The sequence below is a fragment of the Psychrobacter sp. 4Bb genome, assembly GCF_002836735.1.
Lineage (GTDB): Bacteria > Pseudomonadota > Gammaproteobacteria > Pseudomonadales > Moraxellaceae > Psychrobacter.
In genome coordinates, this window is record NZ_PJAS01000051.1 from 1 (window position 1) to 18,901 (window position 18,901).

14 protein-coding genes are annotated in these 18,901 nt (G+C 43.6%); 6 read left to right on the forward strand and 8 right to left on the reverse strand.

Annotated features, from left to right (window positions below):
- Positions 1–95: 95 nt before the first annotated feature.
- Positions 96–620, reverse strand: coding sequence for a Spy/CpxP family protein refolding chaperone (locus CXF60_RS02170; RefSeq protein ID WP_228707010.1), 525 nt, complete (start codon positions 618–620; stop codon positions 96–98).
- A 365-nt stretch (positions 621–985) separates the two neighbouring features.
- Here CXF60_RS02170 and CXF60_RS02175 point away from each other — a divergent pair, with 365 nt between their 5' ends.
- The 3 genes from CXF60_RS02175 (at position 986) to CXF60_RS02185 (ending at position 7,257) form a co-directional block, all read left to right on the forward strand.
- Positions 986–1,672, forward strand: a complete 687-nt coding sequence (locus tag CXF60_RS02175) for a response regulator transcription factor (protein WP_102090591.1) — start codon at positions 986–988, stop codon at positions 1,670–1,672.
- Between the two features lie 14 nt (positions 1,673–1,686).
- Complete coding sequence (locus CXF60_RS02180; RefSeq protein ID WP_102090592.1) at positions 1,687–3,336, forward strand: sensor histidine kinase; 1,650 nt, start codon at positions 1,687–1,689, stop codon at positions 3,334–3,336.
- Between the two features lie 417 nt (positions 3,337–3,753).
- A complete protein-coding gene (locus CXF60_RS02185) occupies positions 3,754–7,257 on the forward strand; it encodes a YadA-like family protein (RefSeq protein ID WP_102090593.1) in 3,504 nt (1,167 codons plus the stop codon).
- Between the two features lie 171 nt (positions 7,258–7,428).
- On the opposite strand, the gene CXF60_RS02190 is transcribed toward CXF60_RS02185, so the two are convergent.
- The gene (locus CXF60_RS02190; RefSeq protein WP_102090594.1) at positions 7,429–8,607 is read right to left on the reverse strand and encodes an acyl-CoA dehydrogenase family protein; all 1,179 of its coding nucleotides are present in this window, start codon (positions 8,605–8,607) and stop codon (positions 7,429–7,431) included.
- Between the two features lie 349 nt (positions 8,608–8,956).
- On the reverse strand, positions 8,957–9,607 hold the full coding sequence (gene maiA, locus CXF60_RS02195; RefSeq protein WP_219621818.1) for a maleylacetoacetate isomerase: 651 nt from the start codon (positions 9,605–9,607) through the stop codon (positions 8,957–8,959).
- A 162-nt stretch (positions 9,608–9,769) separates the two neighbouring features.
- Between maiA and CXF60_RS02200 the strand changes: the two genes are divergently transcribed.
- Entirely contained in the window at positions 9,770–10,627 is an 858-nt protein-coding gene (locus CXF60_RS02200; protein WP_102090596.1) for an IclR family transcriptional regulator, read from the forward strand.
- Between the two features lie 67 nt (positions 10,628–10,694).
- Here the strand turns inward: CXF60_RS02200 and CXF60_RS02205 are convergent, their stop codons facing one another.
- From CXF60_RS02205 to CXF60_RS02225, 5 genes are all read right to left on the reverse strand, one after another.
- Positions 10,695–11,747 carry a TRAP transporter substrate-binding protein gene (locus tag CXF60_RS02205; RefSeq protein WP_102090597.1) on the reverse strand — a complete coding sequence of 351 codons (1,053 nt, stop codon included), beginning with the start codon at positions 11,745–11,747 and terminating at the stop codon, positions 10,695–10,697.
- A gap of 137 nt (positions 11,748–11,884) precedes the next feature.
- Positions 11,885–12,460 (reverse strand): VOC family protein, encoded by a 576-nt coding sequence (locus CXF60_RS02210; protein ID WP_102090598.1) that lies wholly within the window; start codon positions 12,458–12,460, stop codon positions 11,885–11,887.
- A 160-nt stretch (positions 12,461–12,620) separates the two neighbouring features.
- Positions 12,621–13,922: a fumarylacetoacetase gene (fahA, locus tag CXF60_RS02215; RefSeq protein WP_102090599.1), complete on the reverse strand. Its 1,302-nt coding sequence runs from the start codon at positions 13,920–13,922 to the stop codon at positions 12,621–12,623.
- Between the two features lie 284 nt (positions 13,923–14,206).
- The gene (locus tag CXF60_RS02220; protein ID WP_102090600.1) at positions 14,207–15,403 is read right to left on the reverse strand and encodes an amino acid aminotransferase; all 1,197 of its coding nucleotides are present in this window, start codon (positions 15,401–15,403) and stop codon (positions 14,207–14,209) included.
- A 157-nt stretch (positions 15,404–15,560) separates the two neighbouring features.
- Entirely contained in the window at positions 15,561–16,508 is a 948-nt protein-coding gene (locus tag CXF60_RS02225; RefSeq protein WP_102090747.1) for a LysR family transcriptional regulator, read from the reverse strand.
- Between the two features lie 161 nt (positions 16,509–16,669).
- Between CXF60_RS02225 and hppD the strand changes: the two genes are divergently transcribed.
- Both hppD and phhA read left to right on the forward strand, forming a co-directional pair.
- Positions 16,670–17,770 (forward strand): 4-hydroxyphenylpyruvate dioxygenase, encoded by a 1,101-nt coding sequence (gene hppD, locus CXF60_RS02230; RefSeq protein WP_102090601.1) that lies wholly within the window; start codon positions 16,670–16,672, stop codon positions 17,768–17,770.
- A 132-nt stretch (positions 17,771–17,902) separates the two neighbouring features.
- Positions 17,903–18,850 (forward strand): phenylalanine 4-monooxygenase, encoded by a 948-nt coding sequence (gene phhA / locus CXF60_RS02235; RefSeq protein WP_102090602.1) that lies wholly within the window; start codon positions 17,903–17,905, stop codon positions 18,848–18,850.
- The last annotated feature ends 51 nt before the right edge of the window (positions 18,851–18,901 follow it).

Consider the following 18,901-nt stretch of genomic DNA (forward strand, 5'->3'; position numbering starts at 1 on the left):
AAAACGAATATAAAAAAAGCGCACCTATTAACGGCGCGCTTTTTCATTTTATACGTATACAGCTAGGTAAAATAACACTTTTCCGGAGTGGTTTATTACATACCTTGCTGTGCACGATCACCACGTTGCTCACGATGGTCTGGACCACGACGGCCTTCGTCGTCACCTTTTCTATCTTCTTTCATTTGTGCAAGTTTTGCGCGTTGCTCAGCAGTTAATACTTGAGCAATGGCGTGTTGTGTTTGTACACGCTCAATAAAGCGCTGCTTCGTTTTAGCAGCTTGCTGATCGGCCAAACGGTTTACTGCAGCACTATTCAATGTGCTTGCATTGGTCAGTGCTTGTATTTGCTGATCCATTTGCGCACGTTCCGCTTGATGTTCTGCACGGTCAGCAGTGCGATCGCCACGTTTGTTTTGCATGATGGCTTTGATTTGCGCTTGCTGTGTCGCGGTTAAGTCCAGTTTTGACATTGGGCCTCTCATCGCGCCATCTTTGTGGTTCTTTTGCATTTGTGCAGTTGGCGTTGTATCAGTAGTCGCGTTAACACTAGTGCAAGCCGTTACTGTAAATATGCTAGACGCTGCTAATACTGAGCCTAATAGTAATTTTTTCATCATAATATCCTTGATTACATTGAGTTTGATTTAATAAGCACTAAATTTTTATCTCGCAAGTACCATCTGTTGAACGTTATCGCTCGTTATGGTCAGCCATCTTAGAAATGCAATACTTGCTGTTGATAGGAGTATATTACGACAGTTAAAGGTTACGAACATTTATGAAGTATTAAGAAAGGTAACGTTTCTGGTGAATTGACAAGTGCTTGCCTGATAATATGGTTAACTACCGTCTACCGGCAATAAAAATGCCACGGCGGCAATTTCGCTAACCATATCAAAATGACACTTGTACGCGGACTTATTGCGCCATGATTACTATAGATTGAGTAAATAGAGATAAATAAAAATTAAAGGAGAGAAGCATGCCAAACATCCTGATAGGCGATGACGACGAAGAGTTGACTCAGTTATTGCAAGAGTACTTGGACAATCACGGCATTCGCTGTGACTGCGTGCATGATGGTGCAGCAGTCATACAAAGACTCAAGGCAGTAGCACACGAAGATACGGTCTATGATTTACTCGTACTCGATATTATGATGCCAAAACTGGATGGATTAAGTGTGCTGCGTCAATTACCAAATATTATTGATATTCCTGTCATTATGTTAACGGCGAAAGGGGAGGAGATTGATCGTATTATTGGTCTAGAGCTTGGGGCCGATGACTATATCACCAAACCTTGTAACCCTCGAGAGCTGCTAGCGCGTATCAATGCAGTGATTAAACGTACCAATACGACCGCATCAGAGCATACTCCGTTGCCAGAGAGTCGTTTGCATCTCGATCAAAACCAACGCGCCTGTCAGATAGATGGGGTAACGCTACAAGTCACTGGTACAGAGTTTGATCTACTTGTTGCCTTACTCAAACAAAAAGGGGAAGTGGTGAGTAAAGCATGGCTGTCAGAAAATATCTTGCAGCGTGAGTTGCAGCCGTTTGACCGTAGCCTCGATGTACATGTATCTCGCTTACGCAAAAAACTTCAACCTTTCCACGATGAACCAATAAAAGCGGTGCGTGGAAAAGGTTATCAACTGGTGCTGTAATGACGGACATATCGATGAAAGATTCTGAGCAGACCCTCAAAAAAGCACCTAAGTTTAAGGTGCGCATTACCTTGTTTTGGCGTATGTTTCTGAGCTTATTACTAACGATTCTAATCACCTCTGTATTGTCCATCGTGGTAGAGCGCTGGCTGGCTGAAAAAGAGCTGACCTCTCGTATGGACGTACAAATCGATAGTCTATTGATAAAGCGTGAAGAGATGGTCGCGGCGCTACGGGCTGGTGATGTAGACTCTGTCAGGCAGATGTATCGTCAAGACCGCCAGCTGATGAATCAAATCAGAGTCTATGATGAGCAGGGCGCTATTATATTCCCGCGTTACCGTGACCAAGACGATCGTGCGCAAGGACAGTTGCAAAGTGGTCGGCGGCTAATGGATCGTGCGATACAACCGTTGCAGCAAATACCACCTAGGCCACCTAGAGTAGAGAATAACGCTTATGGTGCAGAAGGTCGCAATGCTGACAATAGACTTCGTGAACACGACAATGAAATACCGAAAATTGAGCCGTCTTTTTGGCAAAAGTTCCTAAGACCAAGAACAGCAAGTAGTGCAGCAGTAGCTGATATCGATACTCGTCCTGAACTGGCCGATATGTCTGTTGAATTACCTGATGGTCAGTCAATTATCATACAGTTGCGTCCGCACTTGCGTTTTTCAGACGTAGTAGAGATACAGCACGGCAATTTTCCAATACGTTTGCTATTGATCGTTATCTTTAGTGTGTTGGTTTGCATATGGCTCAGTCGTACGCTAACCCAGCGAATTGGTCGTGTACAAAATACCGTACACCGTATGATTGATGGTAATTATCAAGCCAACCCAGAACTGTCCAAGATGGGCGATGATGAGTTGGGGCTACTTGCCAAAGACGTTGCCCATCTCTCGACCAGACTGGTTGACAGTGAGCTGGCACGTAAGCAAATGCTCAGTGATATCTCACATGAGCTGCGTTCGCCACTTGCTCGTCTGGATGTAGCGACTGAGCTGACTCGAGACTTTGCGCCCAATGCCAATCGTTATCTGGACCGTATCGATAAAGAATCTACACGAATGAATGAGCTAATTGAGCAAATCATTCATATTCAGTCTCTACAAATGCAGCAATATACCGTCGATAATTTGGAGAGTGAGGCAGTCGATATATCCGACACTATTAGTAATATCGGAGAGGATGTCTGCTTTGAATTTCAACATAAAGACGTGCATTGGCAATGGCAACCGCCTGTAGCCTCAGCGCTAGATGATTTGGCAGGATTTTGGACAGTCCAAGGTAATGCCGAACAGTTGTATAGTGCACTTGAAAATGTTATTCGCAATGCCTTTATGCACACAGCAGCGGGTTCGACAGTGATTGCGGAAGTCAAAGCAATCAAGATGGACAATAAGGTACCAGCCGTTCAAATTAATATAACAGATGAAGGCGGCGGTGTCGCAGACAAAGACTTAGAACGTATTTTCCATCCCTTTGTGCGGCTTGATACTGCTCGGCATCGTGATACTGGCGGCTATGGTCTTGGATTGGCCATTGTCCATGCTGTAGTCATGGCGCATAAAGGATATATCAATGCTCATAATCGCCAAGATGGTATCCAAGGGTTGGTGGTTCAAATAGTGCTACCTAGCAGACAAAAAGATAAATAATGCAGAAACAATTTATGTAACCAATGTGCGCTTATCATGTATTTTTAATGTGTATAAGCGCATATTTAGTAATAGATAAAAGCTGACTCTTCTTAAAATCGACGTAATTTATTATAAATAGACAAAAATTAAAAGTAATTATATTCGTTTATATAAATATAATAGACGAACGGTATAAAAACACGGATGAACGGTATTGTCTCTCTGTATATATTCGTTAATACTAATATATGCAGAGAGTGATAAAGATTATACAAAACAGAACGTCTTATTCCTTAAAGACTACTACAACTATTATTTGAACAAGGTCTCGTTATTATAAGCTTATAACCCGTTTTATTTTGTCACATCGTCTCTCTGACATAGATCTTATCTCTGATTTTTTAAATCTGACAAGTCTGTAAGGGAGTACGCATCATGAACCGCATCTATAAAGTCATCTGGAATGAAGCCTTAAGTTGTTTTACCGCCGTTGGTGAATACGCGAAGGGACGTGGCAAATCTTCCAAATCTAGCGTTAGCTCTAACGCTACCATTAACACAACGTCTAACCTGTCTGTTATCCATACGTTACGTCTGAGCACTATAGCGCTTGGGCTACTAGCTGCTGGCTTTGGCATGCAGGCAAATGCATTGGGTACTTACTTTGTTGGAGACGACCCAACACCTAGAATACATACCAACTCATTCTTTCATCAAACACTAACGGTGCAGGGTGGAGAGACGGTCATTGGCGATCCCAATACCAAAAATATCAGCGTGACTGCCAATAGGCGTGATAAAGCGCTAACGATAAAGCTTGATGAAAATGTCGACTTAGGGACTGATGGCAGTCTCAAAACGGGTGATACTTTAGTTGATAATTCAGGCATTAAGATTACAGCCATAAATCCAGCCAATAGTGTCATTTTGAGCAATAGTGGCCTAAACAATGGTAATAACAAAATCACCAATGTATCCAATGGTGTTGTGATGGCAGGGAGTAAAGATGCAATTAATGGCTCGCAGCTATACAGATTGGTCAACATAGTCAAAGACAATAAAACCAAATATTATAGTGTTGACTCTGAAGCTATTGGCAATGCCAACAACGATGGCGCAACAGGTTATAACGCTATGGCCATGGGTGGCAATGCAAAGGCGACTGGCAGTCAAACTATTGCTATTGGTAGCTCGGAATCTGGACAACAAACGTTGGCAAGTGGCGAGCAGTCTATTGCTATTGGCGCGAATGTTGTCTCAAAAGGACATTCATCTATTGCTATTGGTGGTGATGATTTAGATGCTGCTGCAAATGTTGATGGTGTTAACGACTTATTCAATGCATATACTGGTAGTGATCTTATAGAGGATCCAAATAATCCATATGGGCATACTGAAGCAGGGGGCGCTGCATCCTTAGCAGTTGGTGTTAAAGCACGGTCCGAAGGTAATCTTTCTACTGCTGTCGGTGTCCGTTCAAGCTCAGTAGGTGCAGCATCCTCTGCTTTTGGTGTGGGGGCGTCAGCAAGTCGAGACGGTTCTGTAGCTTTAGGTGTAGGATCAACTACGCTTAGTGAAGCTACGGAGGAAAAGAACCTTATTATCGGCAACAAGATCTATAATTACGCTGGTGTAACAAGTGATAAAGGAGCACAAGTATCTGTTGGTTCAGTAGAACATGAGCGTCAGATCAAGCACGTTGCTGCTGGAGCAGTCAATACAGACAGTACTGATGCTATCAATGGTAGTCAGCTACACGCTACTAATCAATCTATTGAAGATTTATCAGAAAGCAAGATTACCTTTGCGAGTGATAGAGGAGCTCCCGTGGATCGTAAGCTTGGTGAGACACTTAATATCAAAGGTGGTGCAGAAGCCACTGCTGCTTTAACTACAGGCAACATTGGGGTAGAGTCTGATGCTATTAATAATACCCTAACTGTAAAGTTAGCTGAAAACGTAGACCTTGGCACTAATGGAAGTGTCAAAATGGGAAGTAGTAGTAGCCTTCCTTATAGTTTAGGTCCTGTAACAACTGTTAATAGCCTAGGTGTCTTGACAGGTAATTGGTTAGGCAGTACAGCAGTTAATGGCTTAGGGGTATTTGTGAATGGCCCATTAGGTATTCCTAGTACTGTTCTAACCATGGACGGTTTAACAATTATCGGTGGTCCAAGCGTAACAAGGTCTGGTGGTATAAATGCTGGTAACAAAAGAATTGTGAATGTTGATGATGGTATACAGGCTAAAGACGCTGTCAATGTCAGTCAGCTAGAAGGTGTTAAAGAAATAGCTAACAAAGGTTGGGATATTAGTACACAAGGTATCGCTACCACTGCAAGTACCGTAGAGCCTGGCGACTCAGTTGACTTTAATAGTAAAAACAGCAACATCATTGTCTCTAAAACAGCAGACAGTAATGATATCTCATTTGAGCTCAATAATCAGTTAGATCTAGGAGGTGTTGGTAGTATACAGATAGGTAATACCCTTATGGACAACAGAGGTTTCACTTTTATTGATAGTAGAGTCATGCTAAGTAGTCGTGGTCTAGACAATGGAGGCAACACTATTCGCAACGTTGGGGAAGGTGTGCTAAATACGGATGCTGTCAATGTTGGTCAGTTAAAAGATGTCGCCATTGCCTTGGATCAAGGTTGGGGCATTACCGCTCAAGGTGATATCGCTACGATGGTAAAACAAGGAGATGCTGTCGACCTCAGTAGTAAAGACGGTAATATCAAGGTATCTAGGAAATCAGTGAGTGATGTCGCTGCTCTTAATGGTAGTCCATCACTACAAGCTGTAGCCATACCTACCAATGCTAATGATATTAGCTTTGATTTGAACCCAGATATTACTTTGAATAGCGTAACCACTGGTGGTACGGTTATGAATGACGATGGACTGACCATTGCAGGTGGCCCAAGCATCATGAAAAGTGGTATTGATGCCGCTGATACCAAAATTACCAACGTTCAAAATGGGGAGGTTTCGGCGACAAGTCAGGACGCCATAAATGGTGGTCAGCTTTATGCCCAAGGCACTGGTATCAGCAGTATTATCGGTGGTGACACTGTTTACAATGCCGAAGATGGTACTTTTACCAACAGTGACATTGGTGGAACGGGTGAAAGCAATATCGATGGTGCGATTGCTTCTATCAGACAAGGCACGATTGAAATTAGTGAAAATGTGCAAATTAACACAGAGAGCATTACCACTAATACAACCAATATCGCGACCAATACGACAAATATTGCTACGAATACCAGCAATATCACGACCAATACCACGAATATCAAAACCAATACGGACAAGCTAGATGCTGGACTCAATTTTGGCGCAGACAGTGGTGCCAATATTAACAAACCAATTGGCGATGGTAGCGTTCTCAGCTTCACTGGTGGCAATAACATCACCACCACAGCAGATGGCAGTAGTATTAAGTTTGACCTAAACGGTAATATCAGCGTTGATAGTGTCACAGTTGGTACAACGATTATCAATAGTGAGGGCATCAGTATGCAAGATGGGCCAAGTATGACGTCTCAAGGTCTATATGCTGGTAACCAACGTATGACTGGTGTCGCCGATGGGGTCGAAGCAACAGACGCCGTCAATTATAGTCAGCTTAGCGCGCTTGATAGTCGACTCAATAACAATATGAGCGATCTTGGCTACAAAATCGACGAAGTAGAAGACGATGCAAACGCAGGTATTTCAGCTGCAATGGCAATGTCAGCAATGCCTCAGGCTTATATCGCAGGTAAGTCATTGATCGGTGGCGGTGTCGGTACCTATAACGGAGAAAGTGCTGTAGCAATTGGTTTCTCTAAATTATCTAATGACGGTCGCTGGGTCATTAAGGTAAATGGTTCTGCAGATACTCAAGGAAACGTAGGCGGCGCAGTGGGTGCAGGTTTCCATTTTGACTAACAAAACCTCTCAATTGTAGCTATCGGTAGACTATAAAAAAGCAAGACATCTAATGTTTTGCTTTTTTACGGCTTAAAGATAAACAATTGATGCAGCAATAATGTCGATGAATCAAAATAAGCGCTTGTAAATTGTGTCTCACAAGCGCTTATTATTTATAATTAAGGGCTTCTATATTCTGAACATTGCACCATTCGGTTTCAGTCCAACATAGGCCATACCTGCTTGATTCATCCAGTGAGGTTGAATAATGCCATGCTGCAAAATCGCATAAATATCTCTATGCGCCCTTTCTATCTTATGCTTTTTATATAGGGAGGCTGTGCCTGCGACTGCGTAAATTTCAGATACCATGTCACGAGCTTCTCTTGCGGCCTCACAAGACGCTGCCCATACATCTGCAAGCTGTATATCAGTAAAGGTGTTCTTCTGTTGAGATTCTTCCCATAGTACCTCGACACTATGATGCAGTTGGGCGCGTTTTGATGCCAGTATTGTTTTGCTCTTAGCAATGGTAGCCTGTACCGTTGCACGGTCGCGTAAATCTGGACTCTTATCAGGCGTTACCCTTTCAAGACACATATCAACCAAGTCGTCCATGGCGGCTTTTAATACGCCTAGCGCCATCGCTGCACAGCCAGCAGCATTGATACAGCCGATAGGCAGACGACTGTAGGCAGTATCGACAGCCACAGGACTATCAAAGTCAACTGCATAAGCCTCTTTGACAAAAGCGCCTTTGATGACTATATCGTGGCTACCTGTGCCATTTAGACCGCCCACATCCCACGTATCAATGATTTTTACGTCTTTCTTGGGAATAAAAAATAGCTTTAAGTTTGCACCTGGGCCAAGGGTCGTAGGAGAGCCTTCGGAGATAACGAGACAACGGAGCACAAACCAGTCAGCCAATTGGCTTCCAGAGACGAGTGTCCATTGTCCTGATACCATGTAGCCATTATCTACTGTTTGGGCCACGCCTTCAGGACGTGCGGAATTGGCATAAATATGAGAGGGGTCGCTATATACTTCTTTCATACTGGACTCGTCCAAAAATCGACCGAATGTACAGGCCAAATGGTTGTTCCAAACGATCCAAGCAACGGAGGCCTCAGCACTGGCCAACGTCTCATAAGTTTTTAGCGTTTCTACTGGATTGCCTGCCCATCCTCCTAACGATTTAGGCAGCCCCATTCTAAATAATGCAAATTCTGAAAGTTTATTGACTACCACGGGTGCAATTTTTCTAGCGCTTTCTGTTTCATCTCTGAACATGATTGCTGATGCATAAATCTTGTTTGCTGCATCCGATGGTAGGGTGGTTATCTTTGCTGAGGATATATCATTCATATTGTTCAACCTTATTGTGATGAATAAGACAGTACTTTTTTCTATAGCTGATAAAGTACAAATTTGAGAGATGACAAATGCTTATATAAAGAATAACCAACAGCTGCCCACCATACAACCGTTAATATGAATATATTAAAAATTATATTGTAAAAATTGAATAAATAGTAATCAATGAGGCAAAGTTAAGCGATAAAGCTAGAAATCAAGCTGTAGAAATAGGTAGGGGTAAAGAATAGCGAAGAATAAAGGTCGACCAAATATTAAGTGTTAATTCTAAGTCACTTAATATTTTGCCGAGAAGATAAATATTCTATAAAGATAAGTATCCTATAAAAACTGTCTCAAATTAGGCGTCACGCTTCGGCGCATCAGGTTGCATCATAGGATCCGCATCTGCAAATGCTTTTAGTGTACGGCAATGAGTATCAATAGCGACGATACTGGGATAAGCGCTTAAATCTACTTTGAAGCGGCGAGCAGAAGAGACTTGCGGAATCAAATAACAATCTGCGAGAGTAGGACTGTCCCCATAACAGAACTGTCCGCGATTGTTATCCGCCGCCAAACGTGTTTCTAAAGCGGCAAAACCTTCATTGATCCAGCGATTGCACCATGCAATCACATCTTTCTCGTCTACTGACAGCTCATTGCGTAGGTACTGTAAAATGCGGCGATTATTGATTGGGTGGATGTCGCAACCAATCATAGCGCTCAGCGCGCGTACCTGCATACGCCCAGCAGCATCGTTAGGTAATAGTGCGTGCTCAGGGTAGACCTCTTCTAACCACTCCAAGATAGCTGGACTTTGATATAATAATAAATCGTCAGCTTGTAGGACAGGCACCAATCCTTGCGGGTTAATCGCTTTAAAGGCAGACTCTAACTGTTCATCCTGTGCCAGATTGATCGTGATATCATCGTAATCTAAGCCTTTTAGGTTCATAGCGATACGAGTACGGTAAGACGTGCTACTACGAAAGTAGCCATAAAGTGTCATCATGATTCATGTCCTTATACTGATGTGTTTTTATAAAGATAAATATTATGAAGTAGGGGCTGTATCTCAGTGATATTTGATCGGGTAAACCCTTATTGAACAAACCATTATCAAGCAGACCGTCATTAGAAAATAACCAAGCACACCAGAATCGAGCAAATCATGCCAGCAGACAAAACCCTTGTAGACAGTTCTATCACCAGTAAAAACCAAAGTGGCGTCCAGTCGCTTGAGATTGGGCTGTCGATACTCGATGTGCTGATCGACCGTAATGAGCCTATGATGCTAAAAGATATCGCTGAAGCCATGCAAATGCACCCAGCAAAATCCCATCGTTACTTGGTCAGTCTCATCCGCAAAAACTATGCGCGTAAGCTTGATGATGGGCGCTATGGGCTTGGCGATAGAGTCAATGCATTGGCATCACTAGGACATACGGAACTCAACCAAAACAATCTTTTGGCGCGTCTCACGCAAGTGGCTAATGAAATCAAAGACACCTTAAATTGCGGTGTGCAAATTGCCAAATGGTTTAGTGAAGGCCCTATTATTATTCAGTCCGTTGAGCCAGACAGTCCGATTAGTATCATTACTCGCATTGGCTCACGTATGCCTCTGACGACATCGGCTACAGGGCAGTTATTTGCCAGTTATCAACCTGATGCCGTCATTCAGTCATTGGTCACAGCTGAATGGCATACGAGTAATACCGCCGCAGATATGGCCGAGAAGTGGCAGCACTTTACTCAGCTACAGGCCAAAATTCGTACTCAAGGCTATGCGACAGTGACGGGCGATATGCTTATGGGGATTAATGCCATTACAATTCCTGTTATATTGCCACAGCTTGCCAATAGTGCTGCTAAACCATCCACGAGTAGTGACAAAACTGATAGTGAAGATTTACCGCTAGAATATGCTATCACTATCATTGGAACAACAGAGCAATTGCCTATGAGTGAGCAACATAATGTGGTTAAGCAAATACTGGCGATAGCACAGCGTTATCAAATTGCCTAGCCAGTATGTGGTGCTATAAGCTAGGGCGTGCCTTCAATTCACGCCATAGTCATCTGATATGTATCCTTTAGACCATACAGGCGCTACTGGCCGCTTTTGCTTTTTCGTATACGTTGTCAGCGTCTAGGCCAGTTGCATTTACTTCATCTAGGTAATGCTGAGAGCCTTCCATTAATGGGCCTCTCCAATCTGGGTCATTGAGTGGATCAGGAATATCAATCATAATATCGCCTTTTGCTTTGGCGGCGGCCATCGCTTTGGCATTGCTGATGTCAAATACTTTAGAGATATGTGCTGCCAGCTCTGCGCCAGAATTGTCATCAATCACTTTTTTGAGGTCATCAGGCAAGCTGTTATATTTCTCTTTGTTCATGCTAATCACAAAGGTGGAGTTATAAAAAGGAATATCGGTGTGCGTATTGATCAGCTCATCAAGGCGAAACGCTTGAATGGGTTGCCAAGTAAAGCTGAGCCCATCAATGACACCGCGCTGCAGAGAGGTATAAGTATCACTGGCAGGCATGCCGACAGGTGCAGCACCAGTGGCTTCGATAATGTGGCTAGCAACCGCAGAAGGTTGGCGAATACGCAGACCTTTCATATCAGCTGGCGTGCGAATCGGTTTATCAACCGTATGAAGTGCACCTTGTCCAGTGCCTATCAGCGCTAGCAAGTGAGTGTCTTCGTACTCGTCTTTAATGACACCCTCGTCATATAGTTTATGAAGTATACAGCTCTGCTGCTGTGCAGTATTTGTGATGCCTGGCAACTCTACGATTTGAGTCAAAGGAAAACGTCCTGCTGTATATCCTTGCGCTTGCATACCAATATCTACGCTACCTTTAGCTGTAGCGTCATAGGTAGCACCTGGTTTGCTGAGCGTCGCAGAAGGGTATATCTCAACCTTTAAGCGACCTTTTGAATCTGCTTCAATTTTCTTTGCCCATGGCTCTAACGCTTCGGTGTTTATATTGTCAGTGGCAGTCATGAAATGCGAGAACCGCAATGTTGTCACTTCACCTGCATCTGTAGACGCGCCTCCTGCTTGGTCGTTATTGGAGCAACCAGTCATCGCAATCGAGGCGGCTAAGAATATTCCTAGAGGGGTTCTTATTTTCATCATAGAGTCCTTTCATGATGGTTAGATAGGGTTCGCTATTCATTAATACCTAGGGTATGTCGTCAATTAGCACTTTTATAATTAAAGCGATGATTAACTGATCATTTAAAAAGGCAGTAAACAGAATGACAGGAGAGTTACTCGCCGACAGGAGCAACTTCGCGTGCTTCAGCCAGCTCATCACTATGCAGAAACTGTGTATGTGCAGGAGCACGCTTGGTACGAGACCACTCATCTAGCATGTCTTGCTTGATGGCATCTGTAATCATCGATACTTTGTCTTCTGAGGTTGGATCATCATAGGTCAGCTCGAGACGATGACCGTTGGGATCAAAAAAGTAAATCGAGTGGAATATACCGTGATTGGTCACGCCAATGACATCGATGCCTGCATTTTCTAAATGCTCTTTGGCAACGATTAGCGTCTCACGGTCCTTAACCTTTAGCGCCAAATGCTGCACCCAGCTTGGGGTATTAGGATCAAAGCCCATTTCAGGTTGGTTGGGTACTTCGAAAAATGCTAAGACATTGCCATTACCAGCGTCCAAAAAGACGTGCATATAGGGGTCAAAGGCTTTGGTCGAAGGCACATGGTCTTCTGCGAATGCTAAAATGAAATCCATGTTTAGATTTTTTTTATACCATTCGACGGTTTCTTTGGCATCTTTGCAGCGGTAAGCCACATGATGAATTTTCTCAATTTGAAAACTCATATCAAACTCCTTTTGATAAGACGTGTTACTCATTTGGCTGTATTCGCATAACGATGAGTAGGTGAATGCGTTTGTCTTCCTATCCGCCTGCATGAGAATTTTCACGCCTATTTTGCTATTTATCTATCTATGTTATTTCTTAAATGCTATTTATCAGTCGCTACTTGTCAAAATCAAAGCTCAGTGCTGATAGTACTTTGCCGCGTACTTCACCAAAGCCAACACGGATGCCGTCTTTTTCGCTATAGCCTTTCATGATGACGGTGTCACCATCTTCGATGAAGCTGCGCGTCTCACCATCTTTTAGTGTGACTGGTTTGGTAGCATTCCAAGCAATCTCTAGCATCGAGCCATAAGAGTCAGGTGTTGGCCCTGAAATCGTGCCTGAGCCCATCATGTCGCCGACTTCTACTTTACAGCCAGTGATGGTGTGGTGGGTAAGCTGCTGTGCCATTGACCAATACATGTATTTGAAGTTGGTCTCACAAATGACTGTCGCTGTTTCCGCATTTTTAGGTAGTAATTCAACCGATAGATTGATATCAAAGCTGTTGTCGCTCGATTTTTCATTTAAATAAGCGAGTGGCTTGGGTTCTTGTATTGGACAAGCTGTTTTGAACGGAGCCAACGCATCCATGGTGACAATCCAAGGAGAAACCTCGGAGGCAAAGGTCTTAGCATTAAATGGACCTAAAGGCACGTATTCCCATTTTTGGATATCTCGTGCTGACCAGTCATTGAGCAACACCATGCCAAAAATATGATCAGCGGCATCATCTACGGCGATTGGCTGACCGATATGATTACCTTTACCAACGACAAATGCGGTCTCTAGCTCAAAATCCAAGCGCTTACAGGCAGAGAAGATAGGGCGGTCGTCAGGGCTAGGCTTTAGCTGACCGGATGGACGCACGATATCAGTTCCACTGACGATGACGGTGCTGGCGCGTCCGTTATAGCCGACAGGCATTTCGGTCCAATTAGGCAGTAGGGCGTTGTTTGGATCGCGGAACATGGTGCCGACGTTGGTCGCGTGCTCTTTCGATGAGTAAAAATCGGTAAAGCCCGGTACTTGCACTGGCAAATGCATGGTGACGTCTGCTTGCTTAAACAGGACTTTGTTCTGTAAGTCTGCATTGTCACGTAGGGTGTCATTGTCGCTAGACAGCAGTGTCTGAATCGTCGTACGTGCTTGCGTCCAATTGTCTCGACCAGAATCAATAAAAGCATTTAGAGTGGACTGGTCAAAATACGGACCACCGTTCAAACTTAATAATCCTTCAGCTTCGAGTACAGATAGATCCAATACATGCTCACCAATAGCAACGCCTGCACGGCGCTTGTTATCACCAGCAGCGTCTTTGGTCTCGCTAAAGATGCCATAAGGGAGATTGTGAATAGAAAAGTCAGAGTCAGTAGCGATATCGATAAAAGAGGTGAGGGTGCTGTCAATCGTTGACATGATTTGCTCCTTGCTAATATACATTATGAATTACGTTATAATTAATCACTTACGTATAATGTAATTTATTGATATATGGATTGCAAGTTTTTTGTGCAATGTCTTCCGCAAAAAGGCTACTTCAAAAAGTGGTTGTCGTTGTTTTAACTAGATGGTTTTGACGAAATAATTTTGATTAAATGCTAAGCACAAAAAAAAGGCCAAGCAATCGCTCAGCCTTTCTTATCTATGTTTATTTTTTATAAAGTTACATATTGAGGAACATGTTAAGTAACTTGGACTAATTAATCTTTTAAGACGTCTGCCATAGCATTGGCCACATAGTCGATGTTGCTAGTATTTAGGCCAGCCACACACATACGTGAATTAGAGACCATATAGATACCAAAATCGGTCTGTAGGCGCTCGACTTGATCAGGCGTCAAGCCAGTAAAGCTAAACATACCGTTTTGACGAGTGATGTAATCAAAGTTACGGTTAGGGATTTTGGCTTCTAACACTGACTTTAGCTTTAAGCGCATGGCTTTGATACGGTCGCGCATCGCATAAACTTCGCCAACCCATTGCTCATGTAGAGCTTCATCGTTCATGACGATATCGACCACACGTCCACCATGTGATGGCGGGCTTGAGTAGATACGGCGTACGGTCGCATTTAGCTGACCGAATACGCGCTCGGTTTCGTCTACGGTTGGGCAGACGACTGATAGGCCGCCGACGCGCTCGCCGTATAGCGATAAGTTTTTAGAGAATGAGTTGCTAACAAACAATGGGAGGCCCATCTCAACGGCTTTACGAATAGCGTAAGCGTCGCTGTCCATGTCTTCGCCAAACCCTTGATAAGCGATGTCCATGAATGGAATCAGCTCACGTGCTTTCACGACGTTGAGTACAGTATCCCATTGCGCTTGGGTCAAATCCATACCGGTTGGGTTATGACAGCATGGGTGTAGCAAGATGACGTCGTTTTTGTTCAATGTCTCAAAAAACGCAATCATTTCCTCAAATTTGATACTGCTGTTGGCTTTGTCGTAGTACGGGTATTTACCCACTTCTACATCAGAGCCTTCAAAGATAGCAATATGGTTGCCCCATGTTGGATCGCTCACATAGCACTTAGCTTGTGGGAACCAGTCATGGATAAACTCAGCACCAACTTTCAATGCGCCAGAACCACCGATTGTAGCGATAGTAGCGACCAAGCCGTCTTTTAAAATCTGGGCGTCTTTACCAAATAGTAATTCCTGACAGCCTTTACGGTGACCTGGCAGGCCTGCCATTGGCAGGTATGGACGCGGTGCGATAGGATCAGCAATACGCTCTTCGGCTGTTTTTACACAGTCGAGTACAGGCAATACGCCATTCTCATCATAATAAATACCAATACCTAAATTGACCTTGTTAGGATTGCTATCTGCTGAGTATTTTTCCATAAGACCTAAGATTGGATCACCAGCGTAATAGTCGATACGTTCAAACATGCCATTTCCTTATAAAAATATAAATCGAGCAGCCGAAAATCATAGAGCAAATCGCGGCTGAACTCAACACGAGAGTGGGTTATATGAGGCAATTAATAAAATAAATAGCCAAATAGATTGTTTATCCATCTATCAAGCGCATTTGACATGCTATACGTCATTCGCTAGACGATGATTCAGAGTGATGTAGGTCGTTATAATGAGTCGCAAAATAGGTTTGCAAGAACTGCTTAAAAGCAATGGTCGCCGGAGAGAGCGCACGTGAAGCACGTTGATAGATAAAGAATTGCCGCATTTTGACTGGTTGAGTGAGTGGTCGCATCAGCAGACCATTAGCACTGACCCAATCAATAACTTCAGGCATATAGGGCAGACACAGCGTGATACCAAAGCCTTGACGTGTCATCTCAAGCGCGGTAGACATAAAGTTCACTTTGTAGCGGGCTTGTTGAATGTGAGCGGAGATAGAGTCGTCGAGCTCTGCGGTTACTTGCTCAAGGAACGGACCTTGCAAGGTAATTAGTGGCGTTTCTAATAAATCTTGCCAAGTAATTTCGTCTCTTTGTGCCAGTGCATGATTGTCTGGCATAACCACGCAAAATGGTAGCTGATATAACAAGTCAGCCCTGATGTCATCTTCAGTTTCTATAAAGCCAAGCTCGGTGCCAACGCCTAAATCGACTTCGATATCTTGGATATGCTTAAGCAAATTCTCGGCTGAACAGTCCAATAGCGAGACGCCGATATTTGGATATTCTTTGGCAAATTGAGCGATGACAGCAGGTAGGGAAGATGCTGCAAACTGTGATACAGCCAAGCGTACCTGACCTTGGGCTAAGCTGGTCAAGCTACTCGCTTCATTTTCAAACAGCTGCATCTCATTCAAGATACGCCGCGCTTGTGGTAGTAGATGCCGTCCTACTGCTGACAGAGACAACTGGCGAGTGGTACGGTCGAATAGCACGATACCGAGGCCAGTCTCTAATTCTTTAATCAATCCACTAACAGCAGATTGAGTCAAATACATCTGTTCGCTGGCACGAGTAAAGCTGCCGTTGTCAGCGACTTTGATAAATGCGGTCAATTGGCGAATGCTGATATTCATAAGTAAACCTGATAAATAAATCATAAAAAACAATTAGTCTTATAAATAAAGCTAATCTAATATAAATACAACGTCAACAATAAAGATTGATTATTAATCGTTTTATAGACTTTTACTATTAATCGACTTTTTACCACCAATTGAAATTAAGGATAATTACAATGGCAGATTTATTTGACAACCCAATGGGACTAAATGGATTTGATTTTGTCGAGTTCGCCTCTCCGCAGCCTGATGCAGTCGACGCATTGTTTAAGCAGCTTGGTTTTGCCCATGTCGCCAATCACCGTTCAAAAGACGTTGCGCTATACCGCCAAGGCGATATCAACCTTATCCTAAACCGCGAACCAAAAAGCCCAGCCAGTTACTTCGTTGAAGAGCATGGCGCCGGTGCTTGTAGCATGGGCTTTCGGGTAAAAGATGCCAAAAAAGCATATGAGCGTGCCGTTGAAATGGGCGCACAGCCAGTAGACGTACCAACAGGTGTAATGGAGCTTAGATTGCCTGCTATCAAAGGCATCGGCGGCTCACTAATCTATTTGATTGACCGTTATAAAGATGGCGAATCTATCTATGATGTCGATTTTGAGTTCTTTGCAGATATCGACAGGAATCCTGTCGGCTATGGCTTTAAAGTTATCGACCATCTAACGCACAACGTCTATCGTGGACGCATGGCGTACTGGGCAAAATTCTATGAGCGTATCTTTAATTTCCGCGAGATTCGTTACTTTGATATCAAAGGTGAGTACACGGGACTAACCAGTAAAGCCATGACCGCACCCGATGGAAAAATCCGTATTCCACTGAATGAAGAAGCCAAGCAGGGCGGTGGCCAAATCGAAGAGTATCTAATGCACTTCAATGGCGAAGGTATTCAGCATATTGCGCTAGCCAGTGATGACTTGTTTGCCAGCATCGATAAGCTAAAAGCGGCTGGTATTCCGCTTATGACCGCACCAAATGCTGCTTACTATGAAATGCTGAGTGAGCGTTTGCCAAATCATGGTGAAAATGTCGCTGACTTACAAACGCGCGGTATCTTATTAGACGGCACCACAGAAGGCGGTGCACCGCGTCTGCTGCTACAGATTTTCTCTGAGACCATCTTGGGTAGCCCAGTGTTCTTTGAGTTTATTCAGCGTAAAGGCGATTATGCAGATGGCTTTGGTGAAGGTAACTTTAAAGCGTTGTTTGAGTCGATAGAGCGCGACCAAGTACGTCGCGGCACAGTCGGTCAGCCAGAGACTGAAACCCTATAAAGTCACCTAACGCTTAGTCCACGTTTAATCAACGGACAAGACAAAAGGAGTTTGTGTTGTCCTTAATAGGAGTATTACCTACAAGCACGACTGCAAAGGTAATGCTCTCATTGCGATAAAAGGAATACAGGCATGGAACGCCTATCACAGATAGATTCTCTTAATACTGCCATCGGTACCAATAGCGTTGCTACTAATAAGCAAAGTAACGATGCGGCCAGTCATCCTGACGCGACAAATAAAAAACAACCCTATATCTCGCATCAGCCAGATAGTAATGGTCATATTCACTATAGTGATGATGAGCATGCGATGTGGCAAGCGCTGCTGGCACGTCAAGCGGAACAAACGCCCAATCGTGCGTGTACTGCATATCTAGAGGGTTTGACTAAGTTAAATTTACCGACAACGCGTATCCCGCAGTTACATGATATCGATGAGGTATTACAAGCGACCACAGGTTGGCAAACCGCCCCTGTACCTGCATTAATTAGTTTTGGTAAATTTTTTAAATTACTGGCCAATAAGTCCTTTCCTGTGGCGACGTTTATTCGTCGATTTGATGATATGGACTATATTGAAGAGCCTGATATCTTTCATGAAATCGTTGGGCATTGCCCGCTACTGACCCATCCTGCGTTTGCGGCTTTTAATGAGACGTATGGTAAGCTTGGTCTTAGCGCAACAAAAGAGGAGCGCTGGTTTTTAGCAAGGCTGTATTGGTTTACTATTGAGTTTGGATTGGTCGGCAGTCGAATAGAAAATCGTAGAATCTATGGCGGCGGTATATTAAGCTCACCTTCTGAAACAGTCTACGCACTTAATCGGACGCCGCAAGAGCTTTCAATCGCTCAAAATAAGCCGCAATCTCAACCTCAGTCTCAACCTGAGCACCGAGCGTTTGATTTGCTCGATGTGTTGCGGACGCCTTATCGTATCGATCAGATACAGCCGATCTACTATGTCATCGATGAATTAGATACCTTATTTGATATCGTCAATAGTGACATTATGGGTACGGTCAAAAAAGCTATGTCGCTTGGACTATTTGAGCCGACCTATCCAGAAAAAACTCGTTAAAAACGTCAATTCAAAATTAAACATGAAAACCAACACTTCAGTACGGAATAT

Coding starts and splice junctions, on each gene's coding strand:
- CXF60_RS02170 (WP_228707010.1), bottom strand. CDS start 620: ATGATGAAAAAATTACTATTAGGCTCAGTATTAGCAGCGTCTAGCATA.
- CXF60_RS02180 (WP_102090592.1), top strand. CDS start 1,687: ATGAAAGATTCTGAGCAGACCCTCAAAAAAGCACCTAAGTTTAAGGTG.
- CXF60_RS02190 (WP_102090594.1), bottom strand. CDS start 8,607: ATGAATGATATATCCTCAGCAAAGATAACCACCCTACCATCGGATGCA.
- CXF60_RS02210 (WP_102090598.1), bottom strand. CDS start 12,460: ATGAGTTTTCAAATTGAGAAAATTCATCATGTGGCTTACCGCTGCAAA.
- CXF60_RS02220 (WP_102090600.1), bottom strand. CDS start 15,403: ATGTTTGAACGTATCGACTATTACGCTGGTGATCCAATCTTAGGTCTT.
- maiA (WP_219621818.1), bottom strand. CDS start 9,607: ATGACACTTTATGGCTACTTTCGTAGTAGCACGTCTTACCGTACTCGT.
- CXF60_RS02175 (WP_102090591.1), top strand. CDS start 986: ATGCCAAACATCCTGATAGGCGATGACGACGAAGAGTTGACTCAGTTA.
- CXF60_RS02200 (WP_102090596.1), top strand. CDS start 9,770: ATGCCAGCAGACAAAACCCTTGTAGACAGTTCTATCACCAGTAAAAAC.
- hppD (WP_102090601.1), top strand. CDS start 16,670: ATGGCAGATTTATTTGACAACCCAATGGGACTAAATGGATTTGATTTT.
- phhA (WP_102090602.1), top strand. CDS start 17,903: ATGGAACGCCTATCACAGATAGATTCTCTTAATACTGCCATCGGTACC.
- fahA (WP_102090599.1), bottom strand. CDS start 13,922: ATGTCAACGATTGACAGCACCCTCACCTCTTTTATCGATATCGCTACT.
- CXF60_RS02205 (WP_102090597.1), bottom strand. CDS start 11,747: ATGAAAATAAGAACCCCTCTAGGAATATTCTTAGCCGCCTCGATTGCG.
- CXF60_RS02185 (WP_102090593.1), top strand. CDS start 3,754: ATGAACCGCATCTATAAAGTCATCTGGAATGAAGCCTTAAGTTGTTTT.
- CXF60_RS02225 (WP_102090747.1), bottom strand. CDS start 16,508: ATGAATATCAGCATTCGCCAATTGACCGCATTTATCAAAGTCGCTGAC.